Source organism: Rossellomorea sp. YZS02 (genome assembly GCF_033963925.1).
Taxonomy (GTDB): domain Bacteria; phylum Bacillota; class Bacilli; order Bacillales; family Bacillaceae_B; genus Rossellomorea.
This window is the reverse complement of record NZ_JAXBLY010000010.1, coordinates 137,064-160,351: the sequence shown is the minus strand read 5'-3', so window position 1 is coordinate 160,351 and position 23,288 is coordinate 137,064. Positions and strand designations below refer to the sequence as shown.

Annotated in this window: 20 protein-coding genes and 1 pseudogene; 8 read left to right on the top strand and 13 right to left on the bottom strand. The window is 39.1% G+C overall.

Going from position 1 to position 23,288, the window contains the following annotated elements; all coding sequences use genetic code 11:
• Positions 1-264: 264 nt before the first annotated feature.
• Both SLH55_RS11905 and SLH55_RS11900 read left to right on the top strand, forming a co-directional pair.
• Complete coding sequence (locus tag SLH55_RS11905; RefSeq protein ID WP_320323510.1) at positions 265-1,230, top strand: MraY family glycosyltransferase; 966 nt, start codon at positions 265-267, stop codon at positions 1,228-1,230.
• A gap of 143 nt (positions 1,231-1,373) precedes the next feature.
• Entirely contained in the window at positions 1,374-2,261 is an 888-nt protein-coding gene (locus SLH55_RS11900) for a helix-turn-helix transcriptional regulator (RefSeq protein WP_320323509.1), read from the top strand.
• A 148-nt stretch (positions 2,262-2,409) separates the two neighbouring features.
• On the opposite strand, the gene SLH55_RS23245 is transcribed toward SLH55_RS11900, so the two are convergent.
• From SLH55_RS23245 to SLH55_RS11885, 3 genes and pseudogenes are all read right to left on the bottom strand, one after another.
• Positions 2,410-2,559 (bottom strand): IS1096 element passenger TnpR family protein, encoded by a 150-nt coding sequence (locus tag SLH55_RS23245; RefSeq protein WP_413787091.1) that lies wholly within the window; start codon positions 2,557-2,559, stop codon positions 2,410-2,412.
• A 96-nt stretch (positions 2,560-2,655) separates the two neighbouring features.
• A pseudogene (locus SLH55_RS23240) lies at positions 2,656-2,954 on the bottom strand (DUF6933 domain-containing protein).
• A gap of 91 nt (positions 2,955-3,045) precedes the next feature.
• Positions 3,046-3,939: a LysR family transcriptional regulator gene (locus tag SLH55_RS11885; RefSeq protein ID WP_320323506.1), complete on the bottom strand. Its 894-nt coding sequence runs from the start codon at positions 3,937-3,939 to the stop codon at positions 3,046-3,048.
• A 111-nt stretch (positions 3,940-4,050) separates the two neighbouring features.
• Here SLH55_RS11885 and SLH55_RS11880 point away from each other — a divergent pair, with 111 nt between their 5' ends.
• Positions 4,051-4,797, top strand: coding sequence for an SDR family oxidoreductase (locus SLH55_RS11880; RefSeq protein WP_320323505.1), 747 nt, complete (start codon positions 4,051-4,053; stop codon positions 4,795-4,797).
• Between the two features lie 102 nt (positions 4,798-4,899).
• On the opposite strand, the gene SLH55_RS11875 is transcribed toward SLH55_RS11880, so the two are convergent.
• A complete protein-coding gene (locus SLH55_RS11875; RefSeq protein WP_320323504.1) occupies positions 4,900-5,250 on the bottom strand; it encodes a DUF3221 domain-containing protein in 351 nt (116 codons plus the stop codon).
• Between the two features lie 1,018 nt (positions 5,251-6,268).
• Between SLH55_RS11875 and SLH55_RS11870 the strand changes: the two genes are divergently transcribed.
• The 3 genes from SLH55_RS11870 to SLH55_RS11860 all read left to right on the top strand — a co-directional run bounded on the left by SLH55_RS11870 (position 6,269) and on the right by SLH55_RS11860 (position 11,642).
• Positions 6,269-7,030: an SDR family oxidoreductase gene (locus tag SLH55_RS11870; RefSeq protein WP_320323503.1), complete on the top strand. Its 762-nt coding sequence runs from the start codon at positions 6,269-6,271 to the stop codon at positions 7,028-7,030.
• A 217-nt stretch (positions 7,031-7,247) separates the two neighbouring features.
• Positions 7,248-10,550, top strand: coding sequence for an EAL domain-containing protein (locus tag SLH55_RS11865; RefSeq protein ID WP_320323502.1), 3,303 nt, complete (start codon positions 7,248-7,250; stop codon positions 10,548-10,550).
• 198 nt (positions 10,551-10,748) lie between these two features.
• Positions 10,749-11,642: a helix-turn-helix domain-containing protein gene (locus SLH55_RS11860; RefSeq protein ID WP_320323501.1), complete on the top strand. Its 894-nt coding sequence runs from the start codon at positions 10,749-10,751 to the stop codon at positions 11,640-11,642.
• A 14-nt stretch (positions 11,643-11,656) separates the two neighbouring features.
• Here the strand turns inward: SLH55_RS11860 and SLH55_RS11855 are convergent, their stop codons facing one another.
• A complete protein-coding gene (locus tag SLH55_RS11855) occupies positions 11,657-11,815 on the bottom strand; it encodes a hypothetical protein (protein ID WP_320323500.1) in 159 nt (52 codons plus the stop codon).
• 172 nt (positions 11,816-11,987) lie between these two features.
• Here SLH55_RS11855 and SLH55_RS11850 point away from each other — a divergent pair, with 172 nt between their 5' ends.
• Positions 11,988-14,090 carry a GDYXXLXY domain-containing protein gene (locus SLH55_RS11850; RefSeq protein ID WP_320323499.1) on the top strand — a complete coding sequence of 701 codons (2,103 nt, stop codon included), beginning with the start codon at positions 11,988-11,990 and terminating at the stop codon, positions 14,088-14,090.
• 101 nt (positions 14,091-14,191) lie between these two features.
• On the opposite strand, the gene SLH55_RS11845 is transcribed toward SLH55_RS11850, so the two are convergent.
• The 6 genes from SLH55_RS11845 to SLH55_RS11825 form a co-directional block, all read right to left on the bottom strand.
• Positions 14,192-14,317 carry a hypothetical protein gene (locus SLH55_RS11845; protein ID WP_320323498.1) on the bottom strand — a complete coding sequence of 42 codons (126 nt, stop codon included), beginning with the start codon at positions 14,315-14,317 and terminating at the stop codon, positions 14,192-14,194.
• Positions 14,318-14,468: 151 nt separating this feature from the next.
• Complete coding sequence (locus SLH55_RS23235) at positions 14,469-14,858, bottom strand: DUF3021 family protein (RefSeq protein ID WP_413787090.1); 390 nt, start codon at positions 14,856-14,858, stop codon at positions 14,469-14,471.
• 81 nt (positions 14,859-14,939) lie between these two features.
• Positions 14,940-17,600: a class III lanthionine synthetase LanKC gene (gene lanKC / locus SLH55_RS11840; protein WP_320323497.1), complete on the bottom strand. Its 2,661-nt coding sequence runs from the start codon at positions 17,598-17,600 to the stop codon at positions 14,940-14,942.
• A gap of 19 nt (positions 17,601-17,619) precedes the next feature.
• On the bottom strand, positions 17,620-19,368 hold the full coding sequence (locus SLH55_RS11835; RefSeq protein WP_320323496.1) for an ABC transporter ATP-binding protein: 1,749 nt from the start codon (positions 19,366-19,368) through the stop codon (positions 17,620-17,622).
• Positions 19,369-19,710: 342 nt separating this feature from the next.
• Positions 19,711-19,848, bottom strand: coding sequence for a hypothetical protein (locus SLH55_RS11830; protein WP_320323495.1), 138 nt, complete (start codon positions 19,846-19,848; stop codon positions 19,711-19,713).
• Positions 19,849-20,260: 412 nt separating this feature from the next.
• Positions 20,261-20,395, bottom strand: a complete 135-nt coding sequence (locus SLH55_RS11825; protein ID WP_320323494.1) for a hypothetical protein — start codon at positions 20,393-20,395, stop codon at positions 20,261-20,263.
• Positions 20,396-21,179: 784 nt separating this feature from the next.
• Here SLH55_RS11825 and SLH55_RS11820 point away from each other — a divergent pair.
• The gene (locus tag SLH55_RS11820; RefSeq protein ID WP_320323493.1) at positions 21,180-21,395 is read left to right on the top strand and encodes a hypothetical protein; all 216 of its coding nucleotides are present in this window, start codon (positions 21,180-21,182) and stop codon (positions 21,393-21,395) included.
• Between the two features lie 290 nt (positions 21,396-21,685).
• Here the strand turns inward: SLH55_RS11820 and SLH55_RS11815 are convergent, their stop codons facing one another.
• Positions 21,686-21,997, bottom strand: a complete 312-nt coding sequence (locus SLH55_RS11815) for a hypothetical protein (protein WP_320323492.1) — start codon at positions 21,995-21,997, stop codon at positions 21,686-21,688.
• Between the two features lie 79 nt (positions 21,998-22,076).
• The gene (locus tag SLH55_RS11810) at positions 22,077-23,054 is read right to left on the bottom strand and encodes a DnaD domain protein (protein ID WP_320323491.1); all 978 of its coding nucleotides are present in this window, start codon (positions 23,052-23,054) and stop codon (positions 22,077-22,079) included.
• Positions 23,055-23,288: the final 234 nt, after the last annotated feature.

Below are 23,288 nucleotides of genomic sequence, written 5' to 3'. Positions count from 1 at the left end.
AATTTGAGCACGCTCAAATTCACCTTTTTTTCTATTAGAGACTAGTTTTGTCCCAGCCTCTTTGTTTTGGGACGGAGGGACAGGTTCCTCGTCCCACAATTGAACGAAAGACCAGCAACCTGGGACAACGTACCTGTCCCCCTGTCCCATAAAATATATTTTGACAAAATGTAGAAAATCCTCACTCTATGTAATATACTGAATGAAAATGACCAATTGAAAGTTTACTAGAGATCCTACTTTAACAAAGGAGCACCTATCGAAATGATTACATTATCCCTGATAATCGTTCTCTTAACGTCCATCGTGACGTACATAGGGGTCAAGTTCATTATCCCCTTCGCGATCAAGATCAATTTTGTCGATAATCCCAACAACCGAAAAGTGCACAAGAAACCTCTGCCTATGCTTGCAGGGGCCGTGTTTACCGTCGTTACCCTCATCGGCATTCTGGTACTACGCTGGTTTGATTATTTACCAACGAATCTAACCATAGCCTTACTACTGGCAGTCGTGATGCTAAGTACCATCGGATTCATCGACGATTACTATAAAACAAAATCAAAAGAATTCTCTCCATTCCCAAGGCTGCTGGTCCAGATCATTGCTGCGTTCCTGATCGTTCAATTCGGGGATTACGTATCGCAGATTGATATTCCTGTAGTAGGCTATATGGAGCTTTCACCGATTCTTGGTAAGCTGTTCACCATGGTCTGGATCATCTTCATCATCAATGTCATCAACTTCATGGATGGACTGGACGGATTGGCAGGCGGAATGGCCGGAATCTTCGCCTTCACGTTCCTGATCACGTCTTTCTTAATGAACCAACCGGTTTCCGCACTTCTCTCTGCACTCATGTTAGGAGTGGCGATCGGCTACTTACCTCATAACTTTTTCCCAGCGAAAATCATTATGGGGGATACGGGATCTACACTATTTGGATTCATGATTGGAGCCATTTCCATTATCGGGGCCATGAAGACCATCACGGTCATCACCATCAACATTCCTTTGTTGATATTGGCGATACCAATATTTGATACACTGTTTGTTTTCTTAAAACGAATCCAGCAGGGCCGGTCGATCTTTCATGCGGACAAGCTCCACTTGCACCATCGACTGCTGAGCTACGGTTTGTCGCAAGTCCAGGCAGTCATGATTATCTATCTACTATGTATCACAACCAGTGCTTCTGCTATCTTCATATTGATGTCAATTCATTTTTAAGAGCAGAGGGACAGGTCAACTTATATCAAAACGAGGGTATTCTTCCCCTCGTTTTTTTCACTTTGGTGCCAAGGAACACCTGCCCCCTTGGCCCACTTGACTCATGGTAAACTATTCAATAAAGAGCATTAGGAGGTGCATCCATGGACTACTCCGTAATCGGAACCAAAATAAAGGAAATGAGAAAAGTGGTAGGGATCACACAAGGAGAACTGGCAGAAGGGATCTGTACCCAGGCTCTCATCAGCCGAATTGAAAAGGGAGACATTTATCCAAGTGCCACCGCTCTTTATCAAATTGCCGTTAAGCTTGGGGTCGACATCAATTATTTCTTTGAAATCGGGACAACGCCCAGGCTGGACTATATTCGGGAAGTCGAGAGGCAATTGAAATACTTCAGAAACACATGGGATTATAAAGGAATGATGGAAGTAGTGAAAATGGAGGAAAAAAATCCTCTTTTCTATAAAGATAATGAGAAGCTTCAGTTACTCTACTGGCATAAAGCGATCTACCTACATGAAGAGAAAAAGGAATTCGAATCGGCCATTACCCTTTTACACAAAGCGTATCATCTGACCGCCAACACTAAGAAGGCCATGTCCGAAATAGAAATGCAAATCCTTTCATCTACTGGTACCATTCATGCTGTGCACGAGCAATATGACGAAGCACTCGATTATTATCACCAGGTAGAGAACGCCATGAAAACAACAGTACAATTACATGACAAGGTGATCAAAACAAAATTATTTTATATGATATCCAGGGTCTTGACTCGCTGTGGAAGGTTTGAAGAATCTATTGATTATTGCCTGAAAGCGATCAAGTGGTGTTTTGCAGAAGAACTTTTATGGGGAATCGGTGAGCTTCATTATCAAATCGGCTATAACTATGAACTGATGAATGACGTGGAAAATGCCCTTTTCTATATGCAACGGGCCTTTCATATGTTTGAACTTCGGAATCATACAGTGCATAGAGACATTGTTGGGAAGAAGATAGATGAGATGAGACGTCAGAAAGCATAGTTCGTTTTTTGTTGCCATATGAAAAGGAAATATTCCTAAAGTGGGACAGAGGGACAGGTTCCTTGTCCCACAAACATAAAAGAGACGAGGAGGAAATCCCCCCTCGTCTTTTTCATTTTTGGGACAGTGTACCTGTCCCCCCGTCCCTCTACAGCATCTTCAGCCGCCAATTGATCTCTTTGATATCTAATTCCTCGTACCCTTGCATTTCTCCCCATTCTTTCATTTCCGAATGTTCAGGATGTGAGGGGGCTTGGATGATGGAGAGGAATTGATCGAATCCCGGTTCTGCCCCCACATCTTCAGGTCCGGCATTCCCTTCCCTTCTATACAGATGGAGTAATTGGCAGTGGAGTCGTAGAGGAATTGATCGAGTTCGATGGGATGCACCCAATTATCGCCCAGAAGACGACTCCAGATAGTCTTCAATGATTTCTTCTTTGATAGATTCCGATCGAAACACTTCGCGAATGGCTTTCACAAACAGATCATCAATCTTCTTCCTATCCTTGGCTTTCACCCGTAAAGGACAGGGGAGTAACGGTTCTGATCGTTTACCAGCACCGTGAACGTATTCCTGTCGACTTTTAAAACATTGCCATGCCATGCTGCTTCCGGATTCCGTTCTCCAACCTCATTGACCGGAGCACCCTTCCATTCGTCAAGAAGCTTATTGGCACACCTGATCAGCATTGGAACTATCTTTTAATATTGTTGTTTTCTATAATCTTCTCATGAAATCGATAGACAGGGCCTTTGATCGCTGATGGCAAGTATCCTCCCACTATAACTCCCTCCGAACCCTCTTCATAAACTCCTTCACCCTTCGCGAAGGAACACTATCCTTCCTCCGGATCAATGCAAGATGAAGAGAATCTTTCCCTCCCCCTTCAATCTCAATTGGAATAATCGGTTGCGTTGCATACGGCGCACTGGCCCTGAACGAATAATCCATCCCCAGCGTCACCGCCACCCCACTTTGGACTGCCCTTTTAATGGCTTCTATATTATTGGTAGTAAAAAGGATATCAAGAGGCCCATAAGGTGATAACGTATCAAACGCAAATTGTTTAATATAGTCATCATTGTACAAGACCAGCGTTTCATTGATGATCTGCTGGGGTGTAAGCTGGTCGTATGAAGCTAGAGGAGAATGTTCGTGAACACCCACCACCATCTTTCCTTCCATGAGCTCCTCCGCAACCAGTTCATGATGCTGAACATCGAATGTCTCTGAGGTTAAAATCAAGCCAATGTCCAGCTCGTTGTTCTCTACTCCTTCAATAATCTTCACCGGCCCTATCTCATGAATCTCTACTTTCACGTTCGGATTATCCTTCTTATACGCAGACACCACATCAATCAGAAGGTTGATGGGACCGGGGATGATGCCAATCTTCAACTCCCCGCCAAGGGTATCCGTGCACCGGTTCGCTTCTTCCTTCAGTTCCCCAATGGCAGCCAAGACATTGTCCACTTTCTTCATAATATTCTTTCCATCAGCAGTCAACGCAGTCCCCTGACGATTACGGGTAAAGATCTGGACGCCCAGCTCCTGCTCAAGCTTACTGATGGACTGGCTCACGGCCGACGCACTCACATGCAAATGCTCCGCGGCCTTCGTGAGCGCCCCTGCCCTTGTCACCTCTGCCACATGCTCCAACTGTTCGATATTCAAGGTCCGTCCCTCCTTAAGCTACACTTAACTAAATGTTAGTTTTATTAAATTATAATAAATTTATGTGAATGATAAAATGAATTTAGATGTAAAAATAAGGAGGAAATACACATGACGAAAAGAGTAGCGGTCATTACAGGTGGAGCAAGCGGAATCGGGAGAGAAACTTCTCTGAAGTTTGCTAAAAAAGGAGACCGGGTTGTCGTTGCGGACTTCAATGAGGAGTTAGGAAATGAGGCGGTGGAGATGATCCATTCCAACGGCGGCGAAGCCATCTTCATTAAAACGGATGTTTCCAACCACGAAGACGTTACCAGCTTAGTCGAAAAAACAGTCGAAGAATTCGGAAGAATCGATATCATGTTCAACAATGCCGGAATCGGGTCACCTACACCTGTTCTAGACATGAACATGGACGCTTATCATAAAATCATCGATATCAACCAGCACGGCGTCGCGTACGGGATCTTCGCTGCAGCTAAAAAGATGAAGGAACTGAATATCAAAGGAGTCATAATCAATACGACTTCTGTATTCGGCGTCCTCGCATCACCGAACACGTTTGCCTACCATGCCACTAAAGGAGCCGTGAACATGATGACGAAATCAGCGGCATTGGAACTGGCACCTTACGGAATCCGAGTAGTCGGCATCGCACCTGGGGTCGTGGACACACCGATTATCCAGGGCTATAAAGACCACGGGATCATTGATTCGATGAAGGCGAAAGTGATGGGGAATAAACTGACTCAGCCTGAGCAACTGGCTAATGCCGTATACCTTCTTTCCTTGGAAGAAGCGGATGCGATCAATGGTAGTGTGGTGATGGCGGACGAAGGGTATGCTTCGTTTAAATAGAGAAACCACGGGTACAGGTCCCTTGGCCAAAATACCAAGTGGGACAAAAACAGGCACGGTCATACCGGAAAAGGAGCCAAGAGACCTGTCCCTCTGGCTCTTTTATTTCAATACCTTAATATCCTTTGCACCCATTATAGGAGGATCAGAAGCTGCAGTATCACTATTTTCCGAATACTCAACTTTAACTTCATCACCTATATTCAGGTTTTCGTATGTTTCCTTTTGAACTCCAAACCATATACCATCATGTTCTTGAGCTATTTTAATGATTTCTCCAATTTCTTTATCTTCTATCAAGCCATTAGAGACATTTTGTATGACTAATACCCTATGAAATTCATCATTCTTAGCCCCAATCACTCCATCATAGTGTGAATTGAAACAGCCTGACAATAAAAGTGTTACGATAGAAAGCAACAATACAAATAATGACTTTGATTTGTAGCTCATTGAACTCCTCCTATGTCCCTTGAGAAAATTAATCCATCTGCTAGTAGCTTCGAATATCCAAAGCCCATTGAATCTCTTAATCAGAGCTTCTAAATTTCATTATACCCGATTAACTAATTGAGATAGGTCGATCTAATTAGAATTGAGCCATTTAATTATTGGCAATGCAACAACCACGTAGATAAAGCTTGGGCACGAAACGTATGCAAAAATGCCCCAACTTATATCCAGATTAGGAATAAAACAAGTGATCGATATACTATAGAAAAATACTAAGATTATTAACTTACTGAACACATATTCAAAGTTCTTTTGCCTTACCATTATTATTGTTAGATAAACTGCAACCATAAATGTTATTAGTCCAAATATTTGAGTCGGAACGTAATTAATTAATGTGTACAAATACTTACTCCAATCAATTTTAAGGTCGGGGGCTGACCCAATGTAAAAAATCTTTCTACAGTAACAGGTGAAACTAGTGAATACTGATTAAGCTAATGATTATGGTAATCCTTACTTAAAACCCACAATTAGAATCTATCATTCTTATGGAAGGAAATGTACTCAAATTAACAAAATGAAGCTTTAGGTAGCGTGGGAGATTTATGATATAACTTTAATAATATCACTTATGAGTATCCTAATGATAAATAGGTTACAGGGTACAAAATTAGTAGCAAAGCTGAGCGGGGTCTGTCTCCAAAAATATCTCGAAAGAAGATGATTGGAAATGCTTCTTCATCTATTAGAATCCATTACTATAGCTATTTCTTTATATGTCATCATTGAAAAAAAGAGTAAAGGAAATGAGAAAATACTCTTTTACTTGATCATCGCCATTATGTTATTTCTCCTGACCCGAGGTTAGTTGAGACCCCCCTTCTTATATTAAAGGAGGGGGGATTTTTCTTTTTAAGAAAAGGTTAGTATCATCCATCAATAGGTCATTCCTATTCAAAAGGTCTTGCATTTGTCATAATGGACTTGTAATAAGATGGGAGAAGGAGAGATACATATGACACTAAACTTATTTGATCTTACTGGAAAAGTAGCGGCCATAACAGGCGCAACGCGGGGTATCGGCAAATCAATGGCATTAGCCCTCGCAGAAGCCGGAGCCGATATCGCCTTACTTCAACGGAATCCGGAACAGACTGGTGTAAAGGAAGAAATCGAACAGCTTGGTAGAAAATGTTCCATTATTCCTTGTGACCTTGAAAAGGTAGAAGAGGTCAAAGCAGCGATACCCCATGTAATTTCATCGTATGGAAAGATTGATATTTTAGTAAACAACGCAGGTATTCAACGTCGGTCTCCTTCCGTCGATTTCCCAGAATCCGATTGGGATGACGTGCTGAATATCAATCTAAAGGTGGTCTGGCTATTATGTCAGGAAGCAGGTCGTCACATGGTGGCGCAAGGAGGAGGTAAAATCATCAATACCGCCTCCCTTCTCTCTTACCAAGGAGGATTAACCGTCCCGGCTTATGCTGCAGCAAAGGGTGGAGTGGCACAACTCACGAAAGCCCTCTCCAATGAATGGGCAAAAGAGGGTGTGAATGTGAACGCAATTGTCCCAGGCTATATTGCTACAGATATGAATACCGCTCTCATTGAAGATCCGGTCAGAAGTAAACAGATTCTTGATCGAATTCCAGCCGATCGATGGGGTGAGCCGGATGATTTCAAGGGAACCGTCGTTTACTTGGCTTCCGCAGCTTCGAATTATGTTCATGGACATTTAGCTGCCGTTGATGGGGGATGGCTTGGGAGATAGTTTCATGATTCTAACGAGAACCTATAGAATGGTCACTGAAAGGTGATCATCCAATAGGTTTTTTTATTCATTCGAACAATACAAGACATCAGAACAGTCCCTATGCTTTCATAGACATACCATACTAAATTTCCCAGTGATTTTTTATCTTTAAAGTTATATTATGGTATTTTAGTAAACGGACGGTATCGTTCAATATTCAATTGAGGTGATGGACTTGAACCCTATTAAATCATTATTAAAGAAAGACAGGAGCAACGCGCTGCTTGATACGCTTGATATGAATAAAGACTATCTTCATGATGTGTTCATGGCGAATATAGATGCTACATTTCTATTAGATACTGAAGGGAATTTTTTAGCCGTAAACAAATCCGGTGAAAAATTATTAGGGGTGAAAGAAGAGGAGGTTCTACATAAATCCTTTATTCCCTATATTGATGAGGCATATTTAGAAGAAATGATGAAAAAATTCAATCAAACAACAAAAGGGAAGCATCAGGTCACAACCCTTTCATTGTTAAATAAGAAATCCCAAACCTTTAAGCTATACGTAACCGCCTCACCGTGTTTGGTTGAAAAGAAGGTTTGCGGTATTTTAGTCATTGCGAAAGACATGACGAATGAAGAGAAACTGAAAGAATCGATTAAATCTAAAAAGGAATTGTATAATCGTTATCCTGATGGGGTCTTTACGTTGTCATCCAATAGAGAGATCGTGGAAGCGAATGAGTCATTCATTACCTTAACCGGATATAAAGAAAAGGGATATGATTTCCCTTATGACCTCGTCCCTGAAGGATTTGCAGATGATTTCACCTCAAAACTGGATGCTGCTTTTTCGGGGGATCTGGTTCAATTCAATTCATTCATTTATAACGAAGACGGCATTCAAATCAAAGCTTTTGTTACGTTAATACCGAATGTATCTGAAGAAGACGTGGATAGTGTAACCATCATTCTTAAAGATATAACATTGTTGGAGAAATACGAGGATAGCATCCAACATGTTCAAAGAAGCTTCAATGAAGCACAGGAAATAGCGAATATCGGGAGCTGGGAATACAATTTAATAGAAGATGAAGGATTCTGGTCCAAGCAGTTGTTTCGAATATTTGGAATGGATGAAGAAACGGCAACCGCCCCTTCTTTTGAGGAATATCTGGAGCTGTTGCATCCGGAAGATGTGGAGGAATGTGTCGGTGCGATGACGAATACGATCGAGAACGGGAAGAACTTTTCCCACTTCTCCCGCATCTTTCGAATGGACGGAGAACAACGTATCGTTCAAATTACGGGAAAGCCGGTGTTTGGTGAAACTCAGCAGGTAGAGCGGATCATTGGAACGTTTTACGACGTCACCAATCTCTTTGAAGCGAAAGAAAAGCTGGCTCAAAAAGAGAAGCAAATTGAAACCATCTATAACAACCTTGAAGAAGTTATTTGGTCCATTGATGTCACGTCCAGAAACGTTTTATTCTGTTCGACAGGTTTTGAAGAGATCTATGGGTATACCCTGGATTTCGTCATCAACCATAAGGGATACTGGGAGAAACTGCTCTATCCTGAAGATCGAAACGAAGTCATTCAAGCCATCCAAGGTTTATTTAAGGGTAAGAAAGCCTTTATCCAACATCGGTTTGTCCACAGTTCTGGTGAAGTGCGCTGGGCTGACACGAAATGCTTCCCTGTTATAAACAAGGAGGGACAATTAATAAGAATTGACGGAATCATGTGGGATATCACCGAAGAAAAGAACGCCGAATGTCGAATTCAGCACCTAGCCTACCATGATTACCTAACAGACTTACCGAACAGAAGACAGTTCGACGTAAAAGTTCAACAGTTGATAAATCAGCAGGATTCTGATTTGAAATTCGCCATTTTGCTATTGGACCTTGATCGCTTCAAACATATAAACGACATGCTCGGCCATGACATTGGGGATGAATTATTGATCGCTGTTTCTAAGAGATTGAAAGAATGCATCCCCGATCAACACCTTGTTGCCAGAATGGGTGGAGATGAGTTCGCGATTATTTTATATGATGTAACGGTCGAGGAAGCCATCCGACTTTCAGATCTCATCACATCCAGAGTAAGAAATGTGTACAGTATCGGAGAATTTGAACTTCATGTCACCACCAGTATCGGAATAAGCATGTATCCTTTTGAGGAGAACGCTGACGTGAGCACCAAGTCTGTATTAAAAAATGCGGATACGGCATTATATAACGCAAAACACCTGGGACGGGATACATTTAAAATCTATACTCCTTCCATGAATATCAATTCGTATAAGGTGTATCATCTTGAAAAAGATATGAGACAGGCATTGACGAATAATGAATTTTATATCGAATACCAATCCAAGGTAGCGGCCGGTACTGGAGAAGTGATCGGAGCCGAAGCGTTAATCAGATGGCAGCATCCTGAGTGGGGAAAGGTGTCTCCCGGGGAATTTATTCCGATCGCCGAGGAAAGCGAGCTGATTTGTGAAATCGGTGAATGGCTCATTCATAAAGTATGCATTCAGATTCAAGAATGGAAATCACAAGGGGTAGCACCTGTACCGATATCCATCAACATTTCTCCCAAACAGTTATTGAAGAGAAATCTTATCGAAGTGATCGATTCTTCACTACAAGCCTATGGAATACAACCGGAACTTATTGAATTCGAGCTAACAGAAACATCTCTCATTCAATCATCAGACACCGTATTCTCGACAATCGATCTAATAAGAGCTAAAGGTATCAAAATCGCCCTCGATGACTTTGGTGTTGGATATTCATCTATCACTCATTTGAAAAAGTTTGATTTAAATACGATCAAAATAGACAAATCATTCATTGATCATATTATGGAAGATTCAGAGGATCAAATCATCATTTCAAGCTTAATTCAAATGGCCCACGGATTAGGACTCACCATCGTGGCAGAAGGTGTGGAGACACTGGAACAATTACAGTTCCTGAAACAAAAGGATTGCGATTTCATTCAGGGATATCTCTTCAGTAAGCCAGTTTCCCCTCAAGCATTTGTCGCATTGCTGAAAAAGAGGGTCATTGTACCGAGCCCATCAACCAAACAGAGTATCACTAAGAATAGAAGAAAATACTTCAGATTGAATTTCAAACAGCCACTGGAAGCGGATATGACCATATCCGAATTTAACGGGAAGAAAGTGAACCTCGGCAAGACAGAGATTCTAATAGAAGATATGAGCCTTGGAGGAATAAGGTTTTTATCACAGATTCATCTACCTGTCAGAAATGATGTAGTGATCAATATTGAAACAGACGTACTGGGTCACTCCCTGCTCTTCCATGGGCATGTCGTCTGGAAAAATGAATACACAAGCAATGTACATCAATATGGATTGCAGTTTACGATATCAGAACAAGAGACTCTCAAACTATCAAAAATCATGAATCAGTTACAATTAGAGCTCAAGGATAAGAATTCCGTTTCAGAAGGCAGATTCTTATCGGTTAGTCCTAAAGAGTATTTCAGATAAGTTGCCGGCGGACAGAGGGGGAAAGGCTTCCACCTCTGCCCGCTATCTTTTTAGAGCATCCTCAAGAACGCGCTCCCCCCTTCAGAAACAGCTTTATCCCAAAAAATAAGGTGTAAGCACAATGCCGTACTTTACTGGACATGCCCACAGTTTATGATTGATTCTGTTAAAATATAAAAATACCCAGGAGGTGACCCCATGGATTATTCAGTAATCGGAACAAAGATCAGAGAATTAAGGAAGGTTGTCGGTATCACTCAAGGAGATCTGGCAGAAGGAATCTGCACTCAGGCGCTGATCAGCCGAATAGAAAAAGGGGACATCTATCCAAGTGCCACCGCTTTATACCAAATCTCGGTCAAATTGGGAGTGGACGTCAACTATTTCTTTGAAATCGGGACCACGCCTCGTCTGGATTACATTATGGAAGTGGAGAAACAACTGAGGTATTTGAGAGTGTATCGAAAATATGAAGAGATGATGGAATTAGTCAGGATAGAAGAGAAAAATCCCCTTTTTTATAAAGACAATGATCTTCTCCAGCTTCTTTATTGGCACAAAGGAATCTTTCAGTTTGAGGTCAAGCGGGATGCCGAAGCCGCCTTTTCCCTCTTCGATCAAGCCTACCGACTGACCGCCAATCAGAAAAAGGCCATGTCCGAAAGAGAAATGGAAATCCTTTCAAGCAATGGAGCCATTCTTTACAATATGCAGCAATATGAAGAGGCTCTTACTTACTATAAAAAAGTCATAGCCGCCATGAATACAACCGGACAACTGCAGGATAAATCGATCAAAACCAAAATATATTACAGTACAGCCAGAGTCCTTACACGTTTAGGAGAACTTGAAGAGTCAACAGACTACTGTCTCAAAGCCATTAAATGGTGCTTTGAAGAAGAGCTTCTTTGGGGACTCGGTGAGCTTCATTATCAAATCGGCTACAACTTCGAGTTGAAAAAGGAATATGCGCAGGCACTTCCTTACTTTCGACATGCCCTGCATATGTTTGAAATACGAAAAGATGAGCCTTACGTTTCCTTTCTCATACCCAAAATTGAGGAAATAGCCAAGCAAATAGACCCTGCCTGATTCCATACCATTGCCTATTCTTCTTCAACAAAAAAGCTGATGGTGAGGGCAGCCTGAGTGAAAAAACAGACCCCTAAAGCTATACCAGCTATATCAGATTCTTCAAACAGAAAAAAAATAGCTGCACATAAAATGATGATGACACTACACGTATAAGTAAAATTCTTTTTCATTACTTCCACTCTTTCAGGATGAATTTTAACTGATGGGACATAGGGACAGGTACCCTGTCCCAGACAACCAAGAATGTGGGACAGGGTACCTGTCCCCGTGTCCCATCTCATATGCCTATATCCCTCTCGACCCTCATATAATAAAATATAAACTAAAAAAGGGGTGAAATATATGAAAAAAGTGATTTCACTGACGTATTTATTCGGGGTTGTGTTTGTACTGGCAAGTGCACTTTATTTTTTTGCTTCTAATTGGCAGGTGTTTTCCCGGCTTGAGAAGGTGGCTTTGGCGGGGATGTTGATTGTGTTGTTTTATGGGGCTGCTTTTGTGGTGGACCGTGTGGTAAAGGATGCCCATTTCTTATCGAACTGGCTCTTGGTTAGCGGGGTGATTTCCTTCGGCTTGTCCGTTGCGTTACTCGGACAGCTGTACAATTCCCATGCGGACAGTTATCTGCTATTTCTTGTCTGGTCCATTCCGGCATTCCTCTTTAGCTTGTACACAAGGTACAGTGGGTTCTACGCATTAACACATATCCTCCTCCATTTGACGATTTATTTCTACCTCTTCCCTTCAACTCCCTTTGGGCACTGGACACTCGCCCACACGTGGATGGCGTTTGGCGTAGGAATCGTGAACACTCTCTTATTTATCATCGTTAAAAAAGGCTACATCGCATCCAAGACGCTCCTGTACCTGAGCCTGATTTCAGCCAACCTTCTTTTCATGGTCACAGCATTTGATAACGAATATGCCGTTTTCTTCAGCCTGTTTTATATTGTCATTCTAGCAATGGGATTGTACAGATACTTTCATAAAGACACATCCATCTTCATCCTTCTTTCCATGTTCGGAACAGGCTTCATCATCATCAAAATGTTCGAACTGATGGCCCGGTATGTATCCAGCCTTTTCTTTGTCGGACTCCTGTTTGCCGCTGTTCTTTTGTTAACGGGGAGTGTTTTCCTAGTGAACTATTTACGTAAGCATGCCTCATCCCGTCACTGGACGAAGACTATCTTGGTCGCAAGCGTCACAACCATCGCCTCTGTTTTCATCGTGGCGTCCGTTTTCGGTCTGCTTTCTCTCTTAATGGTTGATGTCTCGATGGTCGGGTTATTCCTATTCGCCACGGTCCTGCTTGTTATTCCAAGTACGCTCACGAGCTGGCCGTCCCCCGCCAAGTATTCCCTCATGATGACCGGCATCGTCATCGGGATGATCGCCAGTAGCGTTGATGACTTTTCGTTTGTGATGTTCTTCGTTCTGGCCTTTGTGTTTTATTTGGAGAAGCGAGCCGCTGCGAAGCTTGTATTCTATGTTCTATTTCAATGTAACGTGGGGATCTTTCTTGGCGGGACGATGGAACTTAGCTTACATCCTCTTCTTTTGGTGATGGTACTCTTGAACACGACCGTGTACCTTGGTACTTATCAAAAGCATGTCCTCCAATATGGAGCATTCCTTATTGGGTTCCTTACGTTCTTCTGGCTAACGGCTATCGATCTTTCGACCATGCTTCATGTCGTCTATAATTCTCTGTTTTTCCTGATCACAACGGGGGCAGTCTACCTATTCAAAAAACAGGACCGTACCTTCTACTGGATTTCGTCCCTGATCTTCTGGTTCCTGCTACTCGTCCAGCTGTATTACGACCTGGCATGGAAGCTCGTCCACAAATCCCTACTCATGGCCGTATTGGGTGTCCTATTCCTTGCGGTGGCTGTTTACCTGGACAGAAAGACCGGACCTGAACAGTCCTCACACTCCATTCTTGCAGGAAAGAAGCTTAGGATCCTCCTCATCGTATTCCTTCAAGGGGGATGGATCGGGTATCAGGTCTATTCAAACGAATCTCTTTTGCAAAACGGGGAAACAATCATACTGGATCTTCAACCTGTCGATCCGAGATCTCTTCTGCAGGGTGACTATGTCGAGTTAAACTACGCGATTTCTCAGCTTGAAGACACGTCCATTGATGACAATGGGCCAATCACCATCGTGTTACGTAAAAATGAACAGGGTACCCATGAATATGCAGGTGTTTACCGATTTAACGGAAAATGGCATACGCCATATGAAACAAAATCCGGGGATGTCCTCCTGAACGGAAAAGTAACAAGCTCCTGGGACAATCACGTTCAGATCACCTATGGAATCGAACACTTCTTCATCCCTGAAGGAACGGGAATGGATGTGGAAGGGAAGTTAAAGGCTGCAGTGGTGAAGGTGAGTGATAAGGGGGATGGATTTTTTGTAAGGTTGCTGGATTAGAGCACAAGGGTAGAATGGGAAAGTTCCTATTCTACCCTTTTAATATCATTCCAATATAAAATTAAGAAGTTGAATGATACCCGGCCCCATGCTTCACTTTCTTAATCAAAACTTCCCTTTGCATGCTGTAATAATAACTCTATCACCTTATTACTACTTTGAGTATTATCTTTTTTTTCTGTTACTATCTCTTTTTCAGGAAACTCTTCCTTTTTATTTGAATGCATAACATTCCCTACCTTTCTACAAATATTTAAAATTCAGAAAAATCAATCTCTATTAAATGATGTTCAAAAAATGGGAAAGTAGATTAGATACATACTATTTAGATACACAACGATCCACTCTGTAGTATGAAAGGTGGCTTCCATGTTCGCGTTATTTAGATACTCTCATATAATATATTTTTTCACGCAATTTAAAAATGAGAAATGTTGAAAGAAACAAGAAAATTCCTGCTTCATTAAAGTTGAAATATACTTTTATTACATCTCCAAAGGAATTTAGTTGATAAAAACCACTTAATAATAAAATGGGAAAGACAGTAAAAAGCATTACAATATAATGAACAAATATTCGCTTTAAAAAACTCAATTGACTTATTTCATATACTACGCTTGATACACCTAAGAAAAACGCTATTAAACTATAAAAGAAAAAAATGTTTGAATATTCTACTACCCCATAGAACCTATTCCATAACGAAATTAATATTAAGATAGCAAATAGTATTATCCCTCTAATTAACCCTTTTAGAAAAAGATTCATTTAAATGCTCCCTTCATATCAGATACTGTCATTAATTTATCTAATTTCTATTAAAGTTTTATTCATAAATATATTAACGAGTTAAGCATTAAACATTTCCATACCTGTATATGGAAGTGGTAGCCAAGAACCCCAAACACCTTTTTTTACATCACTTAGAATTAATAATGCACCTGCTGCCCCTCCTGAAATATCCATTGAACATTTAAATCCATAGTCCCCTGGTAAAAGTATTTCATCCTTTCCTTTTCTAACAAAATAATTATTCAAATTATTTAAAAGGGATTTAATCATATTATTATCTCCAGATGAATGGCTTACAGCATTCGCTAATGGCAATAAACCCACATACCCATTCATAAATCCACCGTTTGCTGAGCAAAATAAAGAATTACTATCAATAAATCTATCTAGAATTTTTTTTCTGGAATCATTTAAATAGCTTTCATCTTCCTTTTGAAATTCTAACATAGTTAACGCTATACCACTCGACCCATTGCCGATATAGGGTATTAGCCTTTCAAAACCACGACTTTCATCAATAATAAATAAGTCATCGCTATTATGTTCATTTTCTATGGCAGGCTCAAAAGATTCATCCAATAGTTCAAATGCAATACTTCTTCCATTCCCTTCATCCAAAACCAAACTAGATTTAACTAAAAATAATGCTGCTCCAGACCAGCCTGTTAAAAGTCCAAAATCAGCTACAGACTTTACATCCTCTTTATTATTGCTATAAATAGATATTATCTTATTATAAATTAATCTAATACTTTTTAATAAAGTATTATTATCATCTAGAATTTTATAAAAAGATAGATAGAGTAAACCAATTCCTGACAATCCAGATAAGATTGAAATATCATCCATGGCATCAATTTTATCTTCATTGAAGTTCGTTAAGATATTCTCCAGTACTAACAATGCGCTCTCTTTATACCCTAGCTCGTAAAGAACTGTTATTATTCCAGAAAAACCATGAAAAAGACCAGGGTTGATTTCAGGATCTTCAGACTCCTTTTCAATATAGGGAATAATTAAATCAAACCAATCACTCAAATGTAATTTAATTGCTTCATTGAAATTTTCCCCAGAACGTATTAGAGATAGTATCACTCCAAATGAACCATATGCGATATTATATTTATTAATTGAATTATTATATTGTTCAATGTTACCTTTAATGAGTGAAATGGAATCAATTTCTAAATTATTTAAAATACCCTTTTGTAATCCGCTTATGAAATAATCAATATTATCAATACTAAGCTCTTTAGCTGGTGCACTTAATTTTTGATTCAAGAATGGAGATTGTGGTCGTAAGTTCGTATACTTTGATACTTTATTTTCAATTTGTTTCAAAAGTGTTATTATCTTTTCACCAAATTTGGCTTTGATTTGATTGTCATGAATGTGGATGATCTGTGGTGCGATGTCATGCACCGGGACAATAGGTAAAAAGAGCATTCTGGCTATTCGATAAACAGCAAACCAATCAGCTTCCATAAAGTTGTTGGCTTCACTAGAAATAAAACCAGGAGTAGCGATTGTTGGTATAAAGTTTCTTCCAAGTGATGTAGCGACTTCAAAATCTATTAATGTTACTTTCAAATCGTCTTCTGATAACATAATATTATTTAGGGAAAGATCTCCCATAGCAATACCCTTCTCATGTATCTCTTCAATTACCTTTTCTAATTGTTTAATAATATCAATACATTTATCTGCATATTCCATGGTCCTTTCCTTAGATTTAGTAAAAGGGAACTCTCGGGCTATAAATTCTCTTAAACTACCGCCTTCATGAAAATCCTCCGTAAAATAATTATGACGCCAAGCCGTAAAGTATTCGTGGGCATTTATCACTCCTTCTACACTTTCAAGGCGTTTTAAGTTATAATATTCATTTTTGTTTCTCTCAAACGCACATTTCCCATTCCCATCAGTACCAGCATTATGCCTTCCTTCTTTAAGAATAACCTTCTTCCCTTTAAATTCTGCTATATACACTCCACCGGCATTACTATGATGAATGACTTCAATAATATTAAAATCTTTTAATTTGTTAAATAAATCCTGTGAAGGAAATGTATTATTTTCCTTAAGAAAATCAGGTTCTTCCACGAAATCTGGTAAGTGATAATAAGGTAATCTCTCATCTGGAATATATGTGCCATCTGGTCTCTTAATAGCTAATACTTTTTCACCATTTAACTCAGTTGTTACTCTTTTTAACCCTCCGTACCTAAAAAATACATTACTCCCCTGCCACTGCTGATCATTTAGAATATAAGGGCCTAACTTATAAGATTCAGTTACTATTTTTAGATCATTCAAAAGTTTGTAGAATACCTCATTGTTTTCTGGATAGACTGTTATAAATTTACCTGAAGCGCCCCTATTAGCATATTTAACATTTTTACTACTTAGAGCTCTAAAATTAGGGACATACTTAAATGAAATTTCTTCTCTGAATAAATATTCAGCGACATCATACAACAAACGTGATGCTTCTTCCAGATCAGCTGTAATATGTATTTTCCATCCTTGATCAGGAAAATCTTTCTCTTTAAACATAAAATAGGACCAGTAGTCATCAGAATAAACCGCCCATTTCACTTTGTCAAACTTTGGAATTTCAAAGGGTTTTCTGGATTCTGTATTTTCAAGAGATTTAGAGTAAAATAATGATTCTTTATTAGCTGAATATCTAAGGTACTCTGTCATTTCATTTAACAATTTTTTCACCCTATTCGTTTTATATTATTTTGTGTCTGGTTCCATTTTCTAGACTAGTTTCTGTTTTTATTATTTGTTCTTCTACAAATTCCTTATATTTTGGAACTCTTTGTAGTAGTTCAAAATGAGTTCCAAAATCCTTAATTTTATTATTCTCTAAAAAATAAATTCTATCAGCGTCAACTATTGTGGAGAGTCGATGTGCTATTGAAATTAACGTTTTATTACCCAAGTAGTTTTTCAAGTTATCTGATATTATTTTTTCTGAATAAGAATCTAGACTAGAAGTTGCCTCATCTAAAATTAAAAAAGCAGCATCTTTTAAATATGCACGCGCAATTTGAAGTCTTTGTCTTTGCCCACCCGAAAGTTTCAATCCTCTTTCACCTATTAATGTTTGTACACCATTTGGTAAATTTGCAATATCTTCATATAGGTTTGCAACAGTTAGTGCTTCTTGAATTTTTTCTTCTGTAGGTAAATAATTCAAACCAAAAGTTAAATTATCCAAAATACTTCCAGTGAAAATTGTATTCTCTTGAGATACGACACCAAATAAACTTCTCCAATTATCTAATTTTATTTCTGTTGCATCTTGTTGATTTAAATCAAGCATTCCCTTTTTCAATGGATATAATCTAGTAATCAAATTTATAATGGTACTCTTCCCTGACCCAGTTGCCCCGACAATGGCTATTTTTTCTCCGGCATTAAAGGACATGTTTACATTTTTTAAAATTTCACGATCATTATATGCAAAGTTTGCATTCTTCAAGGACAAACTATATGGCTTTAAGATGGATTGTATTTTTAAGCTTGCTTTTTCATCATTTTCTACTCTTGTGTTAATAATCGAGAAAATCTTTTCAGTGGAGCCTTTTGCCTGCTTATAGTTATTATAAAAATCTGCTACACTATTTATTGGCCCAATAAGTTGAAACAAAAAAATCATAAAAGAGATTAGTGTTCCTGCTGTCAATGTCCCTTGACTAACTCTAAAACCTCCATAAAGAATTACTACTATTATTAGGGCAATAGCGAAAATTCTCTGAATAGGCTGAGTAATAGCAAAAACTCTGTCTGCCTTTACAGACAAGCTATATAAATTATTAATTTCTAATTTGAATTTATAATAAACACCCTTTTCGGCGTTATTTAATTTAATTGTTCTAATATTACTAAGGTTCTCTGATGTGTAACCTATTAATTTACTTATACTACCTTGTGTACGGTTTGCAATTTTTTCATTAATCTTTCCTATAGGGATTGCTATTAAAGCATGTAAAGGAAAAATCAAACATAATAAAATTGCCAGTTTCCAATCCAATAACATCAATATAATAAACGAAACAGATATTGTAATTACTCCGTTGACCATTTGAGGAATATGTAAAGTTAAAAAGCTTCTTAGAGAAGTGGTATCATTTATTACCCTACTTGAAATTTCGCCACTTTTAATATTGTCAAAAAAACTGGTTGGCAATTCTAAAAGATGTTCTTTTATTTTCAATCTAATATCTGCAATTTGCTTATCACCTTCCCGTGTGATCATAAACGTACCAATTGAAGTGAAAATTGCTTGCAATAATAGTAAAATGAAAATTATATATGACCAATTTAAATCTATATTTCCTTTAGAATTTTGGTCTATAAAGTTTTTAACTGCAAGCGGCACTAATGTATTGAAAACTATTCCTAAAATGTTAATACAAATTCCAAATATTATCTTAGAATTAATGGTGATTAAATCAAAAAGTTTATTCTTCATAATATTTTTATTTTCCCTTTTAATTTTTATTTAGATACTATTTTTATCCTATGTAATTAGCTCCCAAATAAATAATTTGGGGTGAATAAAATCTTTTAATAAGAAATTCACCCCAAAACTTTTGAAATTTTATAGTGATTACGTTAAAAACTAAATAATTTAGCCACTACATAAAATACTGAAACTGCTATGCTCTATACCAGAACTACTACTACCGCTACTGCTGCTAGTAGGAGGGCCACTCTTCGATTCCTTAATGGATAAACTTTGCAAATCAAGTGCAGGGTTTCTCATTTTCCCCCAGCCTCCTTTACGTTAAAAAGTCTTCAGAATTCCCAGATCTTAACCACATAAAATGCTTAAACTACTATTAACAAAACCAGAAGAACTACTACTACTGCTGCTGCTGCCGCCAGTAGGAGGGCCACTCTTTGCTTCCTTTATGGTTAAACTTTGCAAATCAAGTGCAGGGTTTCTCATTTTATCCAGCCTCCTTTACTCTATATGTCTCTCGAATTTGCAGATCTTATCCACATAGAATACTTAAACTGCTATTTTGAAAACCAGAAGAACTACTACTGCTGCTACTGCTGCCGCCAGTAGGCGGGCCACTCTTTGCTTCCTTTATGGTTAAACTTTGCAAATCAAGTGCAGGGTTTCTCATTTTATCCAGCCTCCTTTACTCTATATGTCTCTCGAATTTGCAGATCTTATCCACATAGAATACTTAAACTGCTATTTTGAAAACCAGAAGAACTACTGCTGCTGCTACTGCTGCCGCCAGTAGGCGGGCCACTCTTTGCTTCCTTAATAGTTAAACTTTGCAAATCAAGTGCGGGGTTTCTCATTTTAACCAGTCTCCTTTACTATATATATCTGGAATTTACAGATCTCATCCACATAGAATACTTAAACTACTATTAACAAAACCAGAAGAACTACTACTACTACTGCTGCCGCCAGTAGGGGGGCCGCTCTTCGCTTCCTTAATGGTTAAACTTTGTAAATCAAGTGCAGGGTTTTTCATTTTATCCAGCCTCCTTTTACTTAATATGTATTTTTGATCCAAGGCCTTGTTCAACGAAATAGTATCATAATTTAGAATTTACAAAAAATGGAGAATATTAGGATATAATACCTAATGAAGCAAATACTATGTCGAAAGAACTGTTTTACTGTAAAAATCTTCAAAATATATTCTTTTAAGCATATTTTTTATCATTTAGATGGGGTACAGAGGTAGGGATCAATTATTTGGTACTTCAAGGACCTAGGAAGAAGGTTATTAACATGCTTACACCTGTGGTAAACAAATCGATAATTCCAAGCAATTTTTATTAACGCAACATTCCCTTTTTTCAAAGGATGTTCTTCTATTGATTAATATATTAGCTTTTGACAATGATGAATAACTGTCAACAATGAAGGCGTTCTACTTTATTATGGATTTGGACAGGTTCTTTATATCGATTATTATGAAAAGAAGGAGAGAATGATGAAAAAAGGGTTAAAATTATTCCTTAGTCTTATTTTATTCGCGGGGTTATTCAGTGGATTTGCAGGATAAAAGGGTAGTCCTAAATAAGAGGGCTTTAAAAGGAACAACTTCTTAATAACCTGAATAAAAGCTTTGAACCTCTCATTTAGAACAGGTCATTACTGCCTAATGAATTACCACTTATTTTTCGTATTATATATATTTTATTCATTTAGCTAGAATCATATGGTAGAATTTAACTAGGGCTTGGAGGCCCACCTATAGGTAGGTCGTTTGTACCAGCTTACTACTTACTAAATAGGGGGAATTTGCGATGACAAATTTCAATGGGAAAATGATGTTAGGTTTCGGAATTTTAGTATTATGGGCTTTACTTTTCTTACTGCGGGGTTACATAACCTTAGTGTTTCACATCGATGTCGACTTTAACTTTCCGCAGGATTATGGCTTTGCCATGGCAGAGAATGTACTCGTTAGTGCTTCTTGGGGATTCCTTTTAGCGCTCGTGTTGAAGGGTTTCGGTCGCTGATGCGCCGAGACCCCAATCAGGGTACTATATTTTTTAAAATTATATATTCAATTTCCAAATGGAAGGAGGGCAACTGTTTATAAATGAAAAGAAATTGTTGAAAAAATCGCGATGTTTAATTTGAACTTAGATGTAATCACTTCTAGTAAATGATCAAATAACCATTGAAAGTAAAGCAAAGCATGCCCCCTAGTAAGTAGGGCCACCCTGAATGGGTGGCTTTTTTTACTTATATGAAACTAGGTACATAAATAATTTTGTCATTAACTAGACAAATTACAAACGTTTACTTAACTCCCAGGAGGTCCTTCCCCATCCCGATACGTCACCACAACCCCATCCTCAATATTCCGTATCAACCCATACCCCTCCAACCTCACGAGACAATCCCTGATCCACTCCCTCGAATACCAATCCAGCTTCTTCCCATTGTAATACCAAAGCGACTCACTCATGTCATGTAACATCCTGCTACTTCCGTGAATATACGTACCATCCTGTCCTGCATGAAGCAGAATCCACACATACACCCTTAAGTCCGCCGGGTTTCGATACACCTCATGATCCACCATATCTTCCTTTATCCACACTGTTTGATCCATGTTCATCTCCTCCTTCACCCCTTATATACAGAAATCTGGTTCAGGAGGACACCATCGAATACATTTTTTTCATTTATTTTCATTTCACATCACCCGATTCAGAATCAAGGGATGCTTCAAACTCGTCCCACCATCTTTCAAGCTCATCATTAGGACTTTTCTGTAATGGCTTTACTCTCTCTTCTGTAAACCATTTCCGTCTTGAACTTTTCTCAGCCATGAGCCGACTTTCTTTCTCCCTCGCATCCTGTACATCCTGTACGTGCAGCATTTCCCACTTCACAAGAATCGCTTCACAATAGCTCCAGTAATGCTTCCCCCGCTCTACCGCACGCTTCATGGCTTCGACCACAAGACTGTCGGAAAGCCTTTCACACCAGAATCTGATTTTCTCCTTCATATAAGACCCCGGCCTGCCGAATTCATTCTCTTTGAAAAAAGTGAAAGGACATTCGCCAGCGCCTTGTTCCTCTTCCTGATTTTCTGAAGAATTCTTTGAAGTACTCTCTGTATACGTCCCCACTCCCACCTCAGGAGACCCTTCCTCTTGAGGTGACAGACCTTCCATTGAAGTGGATGACGTGGTACGTTCCGGCGTAACAGATGGGCAAATGGAAACGAGGTCCGACACGTTACACCGTTGCTCCATCACCCGTTTCACATTCCCGGCGATCGGCTTCACATACATCACATTGTTTAAAATAAGGCTCGAAGACGAGATCGTTCGGAACTCCCGGACCAGCAAATGATGCTCCACCAGAAAGTCAATGGCATCCTTCACCTGACGTTTCGTGAATCCATATGTATCTGCAAACGCCTGATAGCTCTTCTGCAGCATATCCCCCTTGAATTTCGTCCTGGCCCCAACGATCATCCCGCTGTCATCCCTGATCATCGTCGGTCTGTACCAATACACGATATCTGCGAGTAACGTAATCGCCACAAAATGGGCTTTCCCGCTTGAAAACGTAATATTCTTGTACCATAGATGAGGAACGATATTCCCCACGATATCCATTTCCCCGATTTGATCCACTACCTGACATCCTGATTTCATCTTCTCTTCCACCCTTCTGATCTATTCATGGTTTATATAGGGAGTAAGTGTGAAATGGGACACCCTGGGAAGGGAATTCTTTTTAAAATAGTTACTCAATGAAAATTATTCGGGGGTCTGACCCCCAATGCCAGTGAAAAGTGTCTTCTGTGACTAGGAAGAAATTGATATAAATAATGGTGTTGTGGGGTTATAGGAAGGTGATAAACAAGAAGCTGAGAAGTTTAAAAAGGG